A 14,668-nucleotide genomic window follows, 5' to 3' on the forward strand; every position below is an offset into this window, starting at 1 on the left:
TTTATTACATGGCAATTTTTACTATAGTTTTTTTTAAAACCATTTCTGTATTACTGAGTGTAGTAATTGGTTTTTTAGCAGGAAGATATTCTAAAGTTGAGAGAGATAGTATAGCTTCTTTGTTATTCTATTTTATATCTCCTATTGTTTTTTTTGCTATTCCTGCCAGTACTACTTTGACTTTATCGGCATTAAGCGTTACTGTAGTTGTTTTTTTCATTGCCACTTCGTTATCAATATTTTCCTACTATTTTTTTGGGCGATATTGGCTTGATCATACACGAAACATTATAGCATTATCTGCAGGTACCGCTAATGGTGGTTATTTTATGCTGCCAATAGCCGCTACTCTCTTTGATGATTATGTTTTAAGCATCTATATGATGGCAGTTATAGGAATAAATATTTTCGAATCATCAGTAGGCTTTTATATTTGTGCTAGGAGCTTTGCTAATAGTAGTGAAAGTATCTTGAAGGTTGTAAAGTTACCAATTTTAAACGGTTTTTTACTTGGTTGTTTATTTAGTTTTGCTGGTTTTACTTTACCTGATTTCCTAGATGATTTTATATATAACATGCGGGGGGCATTTTCTATACTTGGTATGGTTATGGTTGGTTTAGCTCTTTCAGCTTTGCAAAAGTTTGAAATAGACATAAAGTTTACTTTAGCTACTTTCATGGCAAAATTTTTATTCTATCCACTAGGGGTTAACATATTTATTCTTTTGGATAAGTTTGTTTTAGGATGGTATGATGAGAATTATTACAATGCTTTAAGGCTTCTTTCAACTGCTCCTATGGCAGCAAACGTAATTGTCATAGCCAGTTTACAAAAATTTTATCCAGAAAAAGTTGCTACCACAGTATTTCTTTCCCTGCTTTTTGGTGTAGTATATATACCAGTTATGGTAACTATATTTTTAAGCGATTTGAATTAATTATTATAACTAACCTGATTAACGCGAAATTACAATTGCTTCGTCGCTACTAAAGTAGCTCCTTGCTAATAGCGTCTGTGAATTTGGTGTAATGCTAGTCAGGTTAGCTATAGCACCAATGATATAAAAAAATGATACAAAAATTTATCCAAGTTGGACCTTATATTAATTGGTTAGGCTCACAATATATTCCAGCTCATAAAATAGCTTATCTTGAGTTTGGTGACCCTAATAATGAAAATGTAATAATTTGTACCCATGGTTTAACTAGGAATGCTCATGATTTTGATAAAATCGCTATGGCATTAAGTGATAATTTTCGAGTAATTGCTATAGATTATCCAGGACGTGGGAATAGTGATGTTTTTAAAACGAAAAAGCATTATAATTATCAAGTATATGTAAAAGATACGGTGCTTTTTTTTAGAAAATTAGGTATTAACAACTGTATTTGGCTTGGTACTTCCATGGGTGGAATAATTGGTTATGTGCTAGCTAGTAAATATAAGGAACTTATCAAAGCAATGATTATAAATGATGTAGGACCTTTTATTCCAGCATCTTCTCTAGTTAAAATCGGTCAATATGCAGGTCAAACTCCCTCATTTGTTGATTTAGTTAGTGCCAAGCAACATTTAAAGCTAATATATAGCCAATTCGGTATTAGTAGTGAGGAAGATTGGGATCATCTTACCAAATATAGTTTTATAAAAATCCAAGATGGAAAATATAAAATGAATTATGATCCTGCCATAGTACAAGGTATGAATGCTAATGCAAATAAGCCCAAAAATGTTGATATATGGACTATATGGAATAAGATTGTTTGTAAATTGTTGGTTATTCACGGGGCTAAATCAGAAATTTTACAACAATCTACTATTGAGAAGATGAAAGAAACCAAAGATTTTGATCTTTTCGTTGTTGATTATGCTGGTCATGTACCTTCATTAATGACTGATGATCAGATTAGTTATATAAAATCTTGGGTAAATGCTTTGAAAATATAAAAATTTAGGTTGCTATGAATCGTTCTACTAAAGTACTTATTATAGGTTCAGGTCCTGCTGGACTGAGTGCAGCAATCTATACAGCTAGGGCAGCACTAAAACCGATATTATTGCATGGTATGCAGCCAGGTGGGCAGCTAACTATTACTACAGATGTTGAAAATTATCCAGGTTTTGCAGAACCTGTTCAAGGTCCATGGTTAATGGAACAAATGATGCAACAGGCAAAAAATGTTGGTGCAGAAATTATCTGTGATTATGTAGAAAAAGTTGATTTTTCAAAAAAACCCTTAGTGGTGACCACCTCGTCTGGTATAATTAGGGCGGACGGCGTTATAATATGTACCGGTGCAGAAGCAAGGTGGCTTAATATTCCTTCCGAAGCACAATTCAAAGGGTATGGTGTTTCAGCTTGTGCTACTTGTGATGGTTTTTTTTTCAAGAATCAGGATGTATTAGTTATTGGTGGGGGGAATAGTGCTGTTGAAGAGGCATTATATTTAACTAATCATGCACGTCAGGTGACTATTGTTCATCGCCGGGATAGTTTTAGAGCCGAGAAGATTTTACAAGAGAGATTATTTAGAAATCCCAAAATATCAGTCATTTGGAATCATAGACTGGTTGAAGTCATTGGTACTGATAATCCTAAATCGGTTAATTCAGCCAAGCTTGAAAACACTCAAACAGGCGAGCTTAGTTTAATTAATTGTACTGGTATATTCGTAGCAATTGGTCATATGCCGAATACTGCTTTGTTCAAAGGACAACTAGATATAGATAGTGATAATTATATTATTACTAAACCAAATTCAACGGAAACCAGTGTTAAAGGTGTTTTCGCTGCTGGAGATGTACAAGATAAAATTTTTAGACAAGCAGTTACCGCTGCTGGTACAGGATGTATGGCGGCTTTAGAAGTAGAAAAGTTTTTAAATCATTAAATAAAAAATTATGCCTCGTAGTAAAAAAGTGAGTGATAAAGCAGATAAGTTAAGTGGATCAAATGAGACAAGTATAGTTTTACCTGTTGCTCGAACTTTACCAGCAAATATTCAGGCCGAGCAAATGTTAATAGGGGCAATTTTAGTCAACCATGATTACTTAAATACTGTCTCAGAATTCCTAAGATCAGATCATTTTTTTGAGCCAATACATCAAAAGATCTATAATGCTATTGAGGTTATTACCGAAAAAGGCTTAATTGCTACTCCGGTAACGCTTAGAAGTATGTTAGAACGAGATGAATTATTTCAGCAATTAGGTGGCAGCGAATACCTAAATAAGCTGGTTACTTTATCGATGATGGTAATTAATCCTCTTGATTATGGAAGAATAATCTATGATTTGGCAGTAAGGCGTAGTTTAATTCAGATAGGAGAGGAGGTAGTTAATAATGCTTATGATTCCTCTTTAGAATATGATGCAAGTCAACAAATAGAGCATGCAGAGGGTAAACTCTATAACCTTGCTAGTGAAGGAGTTAATGACAAGAGTTTTGTTAAAATTGCTGTGTCTCTCTCGGAGTCCCTTGCCAATATTGACAGAGCTATGAAGAATTCTAATCACGTAATAGGTATTTCTACAGGATTAATTGATTTAGATAGGGAGTTATCAGGTTTTCATAATTCAGATTTAGTTGTCATTGCTGCACGCCCATCAATGGGGAAAACAGCTTTTGCCATAAATCTTGCGATAAATGCTTGTAATTCTATGAAGTTAAAAAATAAGGAACAAGAAAAAGATCAGTCAGTAGGTTTTTTCTCTCTTGAAATGTCATCTGAGCAGCTTGCTACTCGTATTCTTTCCATGCATACTAACATTGACTCTTCAGCCTTACGGTCTGGTCATGTGACAGAAGAGAATTATAATCGATTACGTAGAGAAATTATAGCTCTTGACATACCATTTTTTATTGATGATACGCCAGCTTTATCCATTGCGGCTATTCGTACTAGGGCAAGAAAAATGAAGCGTAAACATAATCTTGGTATATTATTTATAGATTATCTGCAGTTGATTAGAGGAATAAATAAATCTGATAATAGAGTAAATGAAATTTCAGAAATTACTCAAGGATTAAAAGCTATAGCAAAAGAATTAAATATCCCAGTAATTGCTTTATCACAATTATCTAGAGCTGTAGAACTTAGAGAAGATAAGAGACCAATGTTATCTGACTTGCGAGAATCTGGGTCTATTGAACAAGATGCGGATATAGTGATGTTTATTTATCGAGAAGAATATTATCTAACTCGTAAAGAGCCTCCTTCGAGTGATGCAAAATACGCAGAAAAACACGCAGAATGGTTGAGTAATTTAAATCAAGTATATAATATTGCCGATATTATAATAGCAAAACATCGTAATGGTCGTGTTGGTAGCGTGAAACTTCACTATGATGGTCAGTATTCAAAATTTAGTAATTTACAGAAAACACTATAGGGATAATAAATGCTCAAGAAACCTTTAATATTTGGTATTGCTGGTACTAGTTTGACTGCACAAGAAAGGGAATTATTTTTAAAAAATCCAATATATGGCTTTATTCTCTTTAAGAGAAATATTGTGGATCGAGAACAGTTACTAAAGTTAGTACAAGATTTAAGAGGCTTATATGACTATAATATATTGATTTTTGTCGATCAGGAGGGTGGCAGGGTTGCAAGGTTGAAGCCACCTATCATAGATATAGAATATCCCCCTGCTGGTGATTTCGGTAAAATATATGATCAAGAAGGTGCAGAGAATGCGTACTTAAAAGTTTTTGAAAATTATTCAAGCCTGATGAAGAGTTTAAAAGAATATGGAATAGACTCACCATGTTGTCCAGTTGCTGATTTGCGTTACCCTTATACTGATAATGCTATTGGAGATCGTAGCTTTGGAGATTCTGTAGTAAAAGTAGTTGATTTATGTACAAAAACAATAGAGGCGATAGAAGGGCAGGGAGGCATTGCCATTATTAAGCATATACCAGGGCATGGCAGAGCTACGTGTGATAGTCATTATAAGTTGCCGCGTGTTACCAGTTCACTTGCTGAATTAAATAATACAGATTTTGAAGTGTTTAGACAACTATCTAAAAATGCTAAGGCAGGATGGGCTATGACAGCTCACATTGTATTTGAGGCTTTAGATACCAAACTACCAGTAACTTTATCGCCCACTGCTATAAAGTTCATTAGAAATGACGTTGGTTTTAAAGGTATGTTAGTTTCAGATGATATTTGTATGCTTGCCCTGCATGGTGAAATTGGAGCTAAATACTCAATAGTTAAAAAACCTCTGACGATTTTTGAAAAGCAGGATTCTACGACTACGATAAGTGATCAAGATTTAGAAAAACTTATTGAATACGGAATTATTAAAGACAAATCCGACCAGACCGGACTAAAAAAATATTTAGTAGAAGAATTCCCAAAACTGAAGGCAGAATTTGTTGCAAGTATAGCTGAAGTTGCTAGGCAAACTATTGTAGCTGGTTGCGACTTAGTGCTACATTGTAGTAGTGATATAGAAGAAATGACTGCTGTTTGTCAGGTGGTTTAAAATTCTGCTTTTAGATAAGATGTGGGAGGTAGTTATATGACAAAAACGATGTCATTCTTAGCAATGGCGGGAATCCAAAAAACACCCTAAAAAAGGCTAATTGAGGGTAGATACGATCCTACGATGTCACCACAACTGTCGAAAGTTCAACAAACGTCATTGCGATGAGCGTTGTCAGCCCTAAACCGTCATTGCGAGCGAACGTACGTGAGCGCGCAATCCATGAAGCTTGTCATATGGATTGCTTCGTCGACCTACGGTCTCCTCGCTAATAGACGTTTGTTGAACTTTCGACAGTTGTGACGATGTCACCCCTGCCTACGCAGGGGTGACATCGAAGGGGAATAATAATTATTTTTATGTCGAATTCAGGTTACTTACGACAATTTACGCTAACTACTTTATTTTATAACAGTTACAGCTCTACGGTTCTGTGCCCAAGCTGCTTCGTCACAACCCATAACAGCTGGTTTCTCTTTACCGTAAGAGATAGTATCAAGTCTGTTATTATCGATTCCTAGACCAACTAGGTATTTTCGTACAGCTTCTGCTCTTCTTTCACCAAGTGCTAAGTTATACTCTCTTGTGCCTCTTTCATCACAATGTCCTTCAATAGTAGCTTTAGTATGACAATGTTTTTTTAACCAAACGGCTTGTTTATTTAGCTGTTCTTTTGATTTACTTGAAATATCTGATTTATTGAAAGCAAAAAACACCCTATCACCAACATTTCTTTCGAAATCAGCAGCTAAAGAACATTCTTCAACAGCAGGAGTTAACTCCGCTTCTTTAGGTTTCTTTTTACTACCACATCCAGAAAGCACAAATAGTGCTAAAAAAGCTATTGCAGTTTTTTGTATTAGCATAACAAACTCCTTAATTTAAATAAAGCTATTGATTATATTTGCTTAACAGAAAGAATTGTTAAACATCTTATCTGTGTATTATATATTATCATACTGTCACTTAAAAGCCTAAAATAGTTTTAGCATTAAACTCTTGGATGGATGTGGTAAAAATATCGTATAACCTCAATTTCGGATTAATGAAATTAATCCGAAATTGGAATGAGAGTGTAAACAATCAGGCTTAAAGCGGTTTGACGCCTGATTGTTAAATATTTCATTTGCTAATAATCTTATTTTTATACCAATAAAAATAAGATTATTAGCGATAATAGATTAAAATGCATTCGTAGAACCGTTTCAAGAATGCATTTTTCTGATATTCTAGCCAGTTATGGATTAAAATTAAAAATTTTAATCCATAACTGAAGTGTATATAGCCGACGTTTAATAATTCAGAACTTAGATAACAACTCCCTTATCATATCTTGTAACTTTCCTACTTTACTTACATCCGTGCCACCAGCTTGGGCTATATTCGCCTGACCACCACCGCCGCTACCGCCAAGGAATACAGACACTTCTTTAGCTAAGTTACCTGCATGTACCTTATTGCTAATTTCTTTACTAACCGCAATAGTAATAGATAATTTACCCTGCAAATCAGGCATACCTATATATATAATCACTAGATTATCCGACTTATCAGCTATTTGCTGGGCAGATAAGCGTAATATTTTAGTATCCAAGTTTTGTACTAGTTTATAGACAAAATTTATACCTGATACACGGATTGATTCTTTGGCAATTTGTTCAATATTCAAATCAAGCATAGAGACCTGAGTAGCTACTAACTTATCTTCTAATTGTTTTTTACTGGCAATCAGGTTATTTACTTTATCAGTAATTTCATTCTTACCTATTTTTAAGGTTGAAGACAAGTCATCAATTATAGTATCGTTTTGTCTAATTAATTTTATGGCAAATTCACCACAAACAGCTTCTATCCTTCGAACGCCAGCTGCAACGCTACTTTCGCTAATAATTTTAAATATTCCAATATCCCCAGTTCTATTAACATGCGTGCCACCACATAACTCAAGCGAGTTGCCCATTGCTACCACTCTTACTTCAGAATCGTATTTCTCTCCAAATAAAGCCATAGCACCTGCCTTAATAGCTTCATCTGTTGACATTAATGTTGTAGTAACCTTAAAATTATCAGTGATAATTTGATTTACCTTATCTTCTATCAATATAACTTCTTGTTTTGTTAGTGGTGTCATATGGCTAATATCAAAACGCAGACGATCATGTGCTACCAGCGATCCTTTCTGTGTTACATGTTTCCCCAGCACTTGATGTAATACTGTATGTAGTATATGAGTTGCAGAATGATGAATTCTTAAATTTTTACGGTACTTGACATCAATAGCAAAATCAGCATTATCTCCCACTTGGATAGCTGTTCCTTCTTGTAAGATACATATATGAGCAATTATTGAACCAAGATATTTTAAAGTATTTACTACCTTAATTTTATTGCCGGCAGATTTAATAAATCCTATATCTCCCATCTGTCCACCAGATTCTCCATAAAAAGGAGTTTGATTACTAATTAGAATAAATTGCTCTTCGCTAGTTTCTATATTGTTGACTAATTTATTATCTTGAATTAGAGCTAATATCTTACCTTCTGCCTTATCCAAAGAGTAACCCAAAAATTCAGTACTACCAAATTCGCCTTTAATATCAAACCATATTTGATCAATTTGTGACTCATTTGAACCTAACCAAGCTTTTCTTGCCCTTTCTTTTTGCTCTTGCATCTTATTATTAAAGCTATCAAGATCAACTGATATCTGTTTACCTTTTAATATGTCTTCAGTTAAATCGAGAGGAAAACCATATGTATCATATAATTTAAAGGCTATCTCTCCTGAAAGTTCTGAATTTTTATTAAGATGCTGTGTTTCATCGTCAAGCAGCTTAAGACCTCGTTCAAGAGTTGCTTTAAATCTTAATTCTTCTTGTTCCAAGATACTACGGGTAAAAGCCTCAGCCCTCTTCAGTTCAGGATAAGTTGCACCCATAAGATCTACTAGTTTTGGTAGCAATCGGTGCATTAAAGGTTCACTGCTACCAAGTATATGTGCATGCCTCATACTTCGACGCATAATACGCCTAAGTACATATCCTCTGCCTTCATTTGATGGCATGACACCATCACTAATTAGAAAGGCACAAGCTCGTAAATGATCAGCAATAACCCGGTAAGAAAATTTTGCTTCCCCTTCTACTTTAACTTTTACTATACTTTCCGTATAAGCAATTATTTCCTTAAATAAATCTATGTCATAATTATCATATACATTTTGCAATACAGCACTAATACGTTCTAGTCCCATGCCGGTATCAACGGATTGTTTAGGTAAGGCAATCCTAGTATTGCTATCCAATTGTTCAAATTGCATAAAGACCATATTCCAAATCTCAATATAGCGATCGCCATCTTGATCTTTTGTACCAGGTAAGCCTCCTAGTATCTTATCTCCATGATCATAGAAAATTTCTGAACATGGTCCACAAGGTCCGGTATCTCCCATTGACCAAAAATTATCATTGGTTGCTATTTTAATAATTCGGTCATCACTTAAATTAGCAATCTTTTTCCAATAGCTTGCTGCTTCTTCATCAGTATGATAAACAGTTACATATAATTTTTCTTTGGCGATAGCAAATTCCTTGGTTAAAAGATTCCAAGCATAATATATTGCTTGTTCTTTAAAATAATCACCAAAAGAAAAATTTCCTAACATTTCAAAGAAGGTATGATGTCTTGCAGTATAACCAACATTCTCAAGATCATTATGCTTACCACCAGCACGTAGTGATTTCTGACTAGTAGTGGCTCTTTGATAGTTTCTAGTTTCCTGACCGGTAAGAACATTTTTAAATTGTACCATCCCGGAATTAACAAACATTAAACTAGGATCATTATGAGGAATTAGGGAGCTAGCTGGAACGTGCATGTGATTATTTGCAACAAAATAACTTATAAATTTACTTCTAATTTCTTCAGTGGTAAGTTTAGTCATTAGTAAATCCTGATAGCGTAACATTCTTGAAGATAGCAGTATTATAGAGAATTTGGGGTGTAGTGTCTACTGCAAATAACAACTTATTTTAGTATATAACCACCATGGTAGTTTAAAAATTATGAAGATAATTCGAAAAGATGTCATCTTAGCTACGGCATTACCCGCGTGGATCACTAGTATGTCATTCTCACGTAAGCGGGAATCCATAATATCTAAAGCCTTTGCAAGTTATTTTTTGGATTCCCGCTTTTAATTAAGAATGACATTGATTCTATTCCATTACTGTAACTAACCTTTTCGTGCTAGCTATAGTTTAATGCGTATCATGATGTTCTCCTACTGCGTTAACTTCATCAATATGATTATCTGTAGGTGCAGCGTTGGGATTTTGTATCTTTTGATGAAGTTCCTTTATTACTAGCTCTGATAGCTGTGGTCCGCTTTGATAAGTATTAGTTGTTAGAGACTTCACTGTGCATTTGCTTGATCTGAAAACAGCATCGCTAGACGCATTATCAGTTTCACTAGTTGATCTACTAAGAAGTTCATCGCCAGATGCATAATCAGAATCATTTTCTAGTGATGGAGCATCAAATTCAGACAATAAGCCATTCAATTCATTTACAACTTCAGATATAGTTGTATACTTTCTGTCTAAATTCAGTTTCTCTATTACACGACAAGATACGTCGCTCATAGTAAGTATTTGTTTAATAGGTACACTTGTATCATTAATGGCATGAGTCAAATTTAGACATTTTTGTACTTGTTCTAACTCTTGTTTTTCCGTATCTAATTTTTCGCATAATGTGCCTAGCTTTGGATCCTTTGGCTTTGTGCTGTTTATTTCTTTTTGGTATTTATCACAACTCTTTTGTAAGTTTGGGAGTTGTTTAGTCAATATCTTTGCAGCGTCTATACTAGTTTTACCAGTAAGTTTCTCTTGTATTGCACTAGGTAAACCTACTATTGTGTATATATCTTGAATGTTTTTTGCTTGCACAGCTGTAAGTATTTTCTGAGCTTTCACTACATCCTGTTTTTTAAACAAATAATTTTGTTGTTTAGACATAATAATATAATCCTCAATTAGTTTAACATATTACTAATAATTGATTTTGTAATACTACAAAATATACTATTCTTACCTAATTAAGGTGTATCTATATTTTGTATGCTCACTTTTCAATTATTAAAACCATTAAAATTTTATTAGGTTATCGTCCTTTATAATTCGTTATAATAACCTAAGTCAAGGAGAGTATATTTATTATTTAAGAATGTCCAACAAAATATTACAAAAATAAAAATTTATTTTAAAATAATAGTAATTTAAGATTTTGCACCTAATATCATTCACATAGCTATTATCCGTTTGAAACGGATAATATTATAATTATTCAATAATGTTTAGTATTTTTTTATAGATAAATCATAAAAAAATACTAAATCACTTAGTGGAAAGATAATTGCTGTTATAATAGTCTATGTTTAAATATTTAAGTCTAAGTATTAGTTACATGATTAACATATCCAAACTACCCAAACTACAAGTTTTACTAAAAAAACTACATAAATTGGTGGTATATTTTTTATATAAAAGAAATATTATTATTTTAATAGGCGATAAAGGTACATTTCTTTGTGCTTTAATACACGATAAAGTTGTGGATACTTTATTTGTTCCTGCTGAAAACCAAGATAATTTAGACTCCTATAAAGAATTTTTTGGTAAATTCAAAAACTATTACGTTTTCTTCTTATTAAACGGTTCTGCATGTGAAGTACGCCATGATATAGTACCTGTACTACATTCAATAGTAAAAACCAATCCTGTAGAAAAGTTTATAGAGGAGTATTTTTCTATAGATGATATAGTTGCTTACAATGTCTATAACATCAATACCAAATATAGTGAGGTGTGGAATACCTTGCTGGTATCTACTCCTTATACCCCACCTTTAAGTAAGTTACTTGAGAATCTTTTGGCAAGTAAGAGACAAAAGTTTGGTGGGATTTATTTTTTAGCTTTGGAATGGAAAACAATTATAGATAAAATTGTAAAAAATGTTGAAAATAATAAGTATAGTGAATATTTACAAATTTTTGTATGTATTTTAAGTACAAACGGTATTAAACTTGTTGTTAAACATCAAGGTAATATAATCTCAATTCAAACATTTGATTATCCAGCTGATAAGTCAGACTTATATATTCAAGGTATAATTGAACAAGAAGTGGAAGATTGTTTGATATCTTGTAAAAGCTATATTGATAGTTTAACCCTTAAAGTTTGTATAATTTTTATAGTAGACCAAAGTCTAAAGTTGTTATTAGAACAATCCAGTTTTGGTGAACATCCAGTAATATGTAAGTCTAGCAGTGTATTAGGTGATAATAGCAAATTTTCAGATGCAATGGTTGTCGAGTTATTTAATGAACAAAAAAGCTTTCTAGCCTCTAACAAATATTTAGAATCCATAGCTAAACTCAATATTATCAGTGCTTTAATTTTCAAACCATTTATCACTATAATAATAGTATTGATATTTGCTGCATGTGCTATCAAAATTAAAACCGTAGCAAATTACAGAAAATTAGATCTTTTAAATTCACACTATTTTAGTGCTGAACAAGATTATTATAATGTTAAGCAAACCTATCCATATATTCAAAATACCACTAATTTAGCTGATTTATACGTATTTGAAGCATTATTGCAAATCCCCGTACCAACGCCATTTGACTCGTTAGAAAAGTTTTTAACAAATTTACCACCTAATCTGCACCTAGAGGAGATTAAATGGCAAAGGTCGGATATAGATAATACGTTATTATCATCTAATCAGTATATAAAAATCGAGATATTATTAAAATTTATCGTTAGTGATATGCTAGTTGAAGATGCTACTCATCTCTTAAAACAAAAAATTGCAAATTTTAGTAAAATATTTAGCAATATGGATATTAATTTTACAATATTTACTGATCAAATATTAGAGTTACCTAATAGAGTAGTAATACCTACTGAGGTCATTATTACTAAGAAAAAAGGATAAGAGATGCTTAAAAATTTTATTGTTCATCTAAAAAATGTTATATTCTTTAAGTTTATTATGTGTTGTTTGTGTATTTCTACTATTTTATGGTTGCTGCAAAGTATTAATAAAGATTATATGGAATCAATTGCCAAGAATCAAAATATAGAAGAATCTCTAGCTCAAGAAACGTTAAAGTTGTATTCTATAATAAATTCCAAATATAAAATACTAGAAACTTATGCAAGATATTCGAAATTATTATCTATTTCTGCTAGACAAAGTTGTTTAGAACGAGCAAGGTTAATAACAACAATTGATAGTTTTTCAAAAAAATACAACTTAAATGAGCCTATTACTATATCAATTAAACAAGAATTCTTAAGTGGAATTAACCCAATGGTGGGAACAAAGCAGGATACTATAAGGATAAAGAATTATGATGTTTACATAAGATTTGCCACTAAAGATTTTGCAACTTTCTTGACAATTATAAAAGAAATCTACTCTTGTATGCCGGAGAATACTATTGTACTATCTATAGACGTAAAGAAAGAAGATGTATTAGAACCTAAGGTTGTGTATAAACTATCAACAGAAAGAATACCTGATATGATATTTACAAAACTTAACATGCGTATAAGAGAAATAACGGCAAATAAGTAATTGTAATCTTAAGTAGTTAGTATATTTTTATAACAAAATTATTAATAAGTCTTAGAGGAATATATGAATATTGTTGTAAAAAAGTTAGTAAGAGTTATCATTATTTTAAATATTATTTTTATTGCAGAAGTGACGATGGCTAGTGACTCCTCACCAAAAGAAACAAAAGATTATATCGCTACTAGTAAATATTACCATAATTTAATATCCAGTAACGATATGGCAGAGCTTAATATGTTTTTAAGTTTGTTACCCAAAGGAGGGGAGCTTCATCATCATTTTAGTGGAGCTATATATGCCGAAAATTATTTAGATCTTATTAATAAGGCTGGTTTTTGTATAGATAAAAATAGCTATCACGCGCAAAAAAATAAACCAAATAAACTAAATAAAACATGCCTTAGTGTTACTGCTCTGCAAGATAATTATGATCTATATACCACTATTTTAAGTCACTGGTCATATGGTAAATTCTTTTACGATCATAACTGTGTTCAAGAAGATGGATTAAAACATTTTTTTAATGTTTTTGGATATGTAGGTCCAATAGAAGCAGTTGATGTCAAAAGTAGTTTGACCTTATTAAAGGTAAGAGCTAAATCAGAAAATATCCAATATATTGAAACTATATTGTTCCTAGCCCCAATTAGTGATAATCCTGCACTGGATAAGGTTAATCAACTAACAAGTAATACAGATGATGCCACTATCAATAGTGTTTTAAGTCAGGCTGTTGATGTTTTAGATAAAGATAGCATTATACAAAATGAAATCGCTCAAAATTTACGTGAAATCGTATCTAACTCCAAAGATATTGATGATGATGATTTTAGTATGAGATTTCAACCATATGTAGTACGTTTTAACAAACCATCGCTGATATTTTCTGGATTATATTCAGCGTTTTTAATGGTAAAAAATAATACCAAATTTGTTGGAGTTAACATTGTTGGTAATGAGGCTCATCCTATTGCTTTACGTGATTATAAGTTGCATATGAAAATGTTTCGTTTCTTAAAACAAAGATTTCCTAATGTAAAATTGTCGCTGCACGCGGGAGAGCTTACTTTTAATGATGCGGTTAATGTGGCAGAGGCAAACCGTATAGGACATGGTGTTGATATTATGCACGAATCTAACCCCTACCAATTAATAAATACATTATTAAACAAAAATATACTTGTAGAAATTAATTTGACTAGTAATGAAGCGTTACTAGGAGTACAAGGTAACGATCATCCAGTGAGACTTTATATGCAGTATGGAGTACCAATTGCAATTTCTACTGATGATCTAGGGGTGTCACGTAATAATTTAACTGATGAATATTTAAAATTTGTCACTCGCTATAAACCATCTTATGATAAGCTAAAAGAAATAGTGTCTAATAGTATTAAATATTCTTTCTTAACAGAAGATGAAAAAACTAAGCAAATTGACTTACTAAATAAAAAATTTATTTCTTTTGAGGATACGATAGCTTCATTTGTAGAAAAACACTCTCATGTTAAAAAATAA

The 14,668-nt window shown here is 32.3% G+C and carries 11 protein-coding genes; 8 read left to right on the forward strand and 3 right to left on the reverse strand.

Annotation, left to right across the window (positions count from 1 at the left end):
* Window positions 1-8 precede the first annotated feature (8 nt).
* From ACQH1W_RS01540 to ACQH1W_RS01560, 5 genes are all read left to right on the forward strand, one after another.
* Window positions 9-938 (forward strand): AEC family transporter, encoded by a 930-nt coding sequence (locus ACQH1W_RS01540; protein WP_341747269.1) that lies wholly within the window; start codon window positions 9-11, stop codon window positions 936-938.
* Window positions 939-1,069: 131 nt separating this feature from the next.
* The gene (locus tag ACQH1W_RS01545) at window positions 1,070-1,948 is read left to right on the forward strand and encodes an alpha/beta fold hydrolase (protein WP_425361095.1); all 879 of its coding nucleotides are present in this window, start codon (window positions 1,070-1,072) and stop codon (window positions 1,946-1,948) included.
* 14 nt (window positions 1,949-1,962) lie between these two features.
* Window positions 1,963-2,892, forward strand: coding sequence for a thioredoxin-disulfide reductase (trxB, locus tag ACQH1W_RS01550; RefSeq protein WP_375333184.1), 930 nt, complete (start codon window positions 1,963-1,965; stop codon window positions 2,890-2,892).
* Between the two features lie 10 nt (window positions 2,893-2,902).
* Window positions 2,903-4,393: a replicative DNA helicase gene (locus ACQH1W_RS01555; RefSeq protein WP_375333183.1), complete on the forward strand. Its 1,491-nt coding sequence runs from the start codon at window positions 2,903-2,905 to the stop codon at window positions 4,391-4,393.
* A 9-nt stretch (window positions 4,394-4,402) separates the two neighbouring features.
* A complete protein-coding gene (locus ACQH1W_RS01560; protein WP_375333182.1) occupies window positions 4,403-5,500 on the forward strand; it encodes a glycoside hydrolase family 3 N-terminal domain-containing protein in 1,098 nt (365 codons plus the stop codon).
* Window positions 5,501-5,901: 401 nt separating this feature from the next.
* Here the strand turns inward: ACQH1W_RS01560 and pal are convergent, their stop codons facing one another.
* The 3 genes from pal to ACQH1W_RS01575 form a co-directional block, all read right to left on the reverse strand.
* Window positions 5,902-6,366: a peptidoglycan-associated lipoprotein Pal gene (gene pal, locus ACQH1W_RS01565; RefSeq protein WP_425361096.1), complete on the reverse strand. Its 465-nt coding sequence runs from the start codon at window positions 6,364-6,366 to the stop codon at window positions 5,902-5,904.
* A gap of 434 nt (window positions 6,367-6,800) precedes the next feature.
* Window positions 6,801-9,443, reverse strand: a complete 2,643-nt coding sequence (gene alaS, locus ACQH1W_RS01570; RefSeq protein WP_375333181.1) for an alanine--tRNA ligase — start codon at window positions 9,441-9,443, stop codon at window positions 6,801-6,803.
* 316 nt (window positions 9,444-9,759) lie between these two features.
* Window positions 9,760-10,518 (reverse strand): hypothetical protein, encoded by a 759-nt coding sequence (locus tag ACQH1W_RS01575; RefSeq protein ID WP_375333180.1) that lies wholly within the window; start codon window positions 10,516-10,518, stop codon window positions 9,760-9,762.
* Window positions 10,519-10,933: 415 nt separating this feature from the next.
* Here ACQH1W_RS01575 and ACQH1W_RS01580 point away from each other — a divergent pair, with 415 nt between their 5' ends.
* From ACQH1W_RS01580 to ACQH1W_RS01590, 3 genes are all read left to right on the forward strand, one after another.
* On the forward strand, window positions 10,934-12,505 hold the full coding sequence (locus ACQH1W_RS01580) for a hypothetical protein (protein ID WP_341762393.1): 1,572 nt from the start codon (window positions 10,934-10,936) through the stop codon (window positions 12,503-12,505).
* 3 nt (window positions 12,506-12,508) lie between these two features.
* The gene (locus tag ACQH1W_RS01585) at window positions 12,509-13,150 is read left to right on the forward strand and encodes a hypothetical protein (RefSeq protein ID WP_341762392.1); all 642 of its coding nucleotides are present in this window, start codon (window positions 12,509-12,511) and stop codon (window positions 13,148-13,150) included.
* Window positions 13,151-13,213: 63 nt separating this feature from the next.
* Entirely contained in the window at window positions 13,214-14,668 is a 1,455-nt protein-coding gene (locus tag ACQH1W_RS01590; RefSeq protein WP_425361097.1) for a hypothetical protein, read from the forward strand.

The organism is Candidatus Tisiphia endosymbiont of Stenodema calcarata, from assembly GCF_964030695.1.
Classification (GTDB): domain Bacteria; phylum Pseudomonadota; class Alphaproteobacteria; order Rickettsiales; family Rickettsiaceae; genus Tisiphia.

Excerpts from the sequence above, each read along its gene's own strand:
- ACQH1W_RS01540 (WP_341747269.1), top strand. The coding sequence starts at position 9 with ATGGCAATTTTTACTATAGTTTTTTTTAAAACCATTTCTGTATTACTG.
- ACQH1W_RS01545 (WP_425361095.1), top strand. The coding sequence starts at position 1,070 with ATGATACAAAAATTTATCCAAGTTGGACCTTATATTAATTGGTTAGGC.
- trxB (WP_375333184.1), top strand. The coding sequence starts at position 1,963 with ATGAATCGTTCTACTAAAGTACTTATTATAGGTTCAGGTCCTGCTGGA.
- ACQH1W_RS01555 (WP_375333183.1), top strand. The coding sequence starts at position 2,903 with ATGCCTCGTAGTAAAAAAGTGAGTGATAAAGCAGATAAGTTAAGTGGA.
- ACQH1W_RS01560 (WP_375333182.1), top strand. The coding sequence starts at position 4,403 with ATGCTCAAGAAACCTTTAATATTTGGTATTGCTGGTACTAGTTTGACT.
- pal (WP_425361096.1), bottom strand. The coding sequence starts at position 6,366 with ATGCTAATACAAAAAACTGCAATAGCTTTTTTAGCACTATTTGTGCTT.
- alaS (WP_375333181.1), bottom strand. The coding sequence starts at position 9,443 with ATGACTAAACTTACCACTGAAGAAATTAGAAGTAAATTTATAAGTTAT.
- ACQH1W_RS01575 (WP_375333180.1), bottom strand. The coding sequence starts at position 10,518 with ATGTCTAAACAACAAAATTATTTGTTTAAAAAACAGGATGTAGTGAAA.
- ACQH1W_RS01580 (WP_341762393.1), top strand. The coding sequence starts at position 10,934 with ATGTTTAAATATTTAAGTCTAAGTATTAGTTACATGATTAACATATCC.
- ACQH1W_RS01585 (WP_341762392.1), top strand. The coding sequence starts at position 12,509 with ATGCTTAAAAATTTTATTGTTCATCTAAAAAATGTTATATTCTTTAAG.
- ACQH1W_RS01590 (WP_425361097.1), top strand. The coding sequence starts at position 13,214 with ATGAATATTGTTGTAAAAAAGTTAGTAAGAGTTATCATTATTTTAAAT.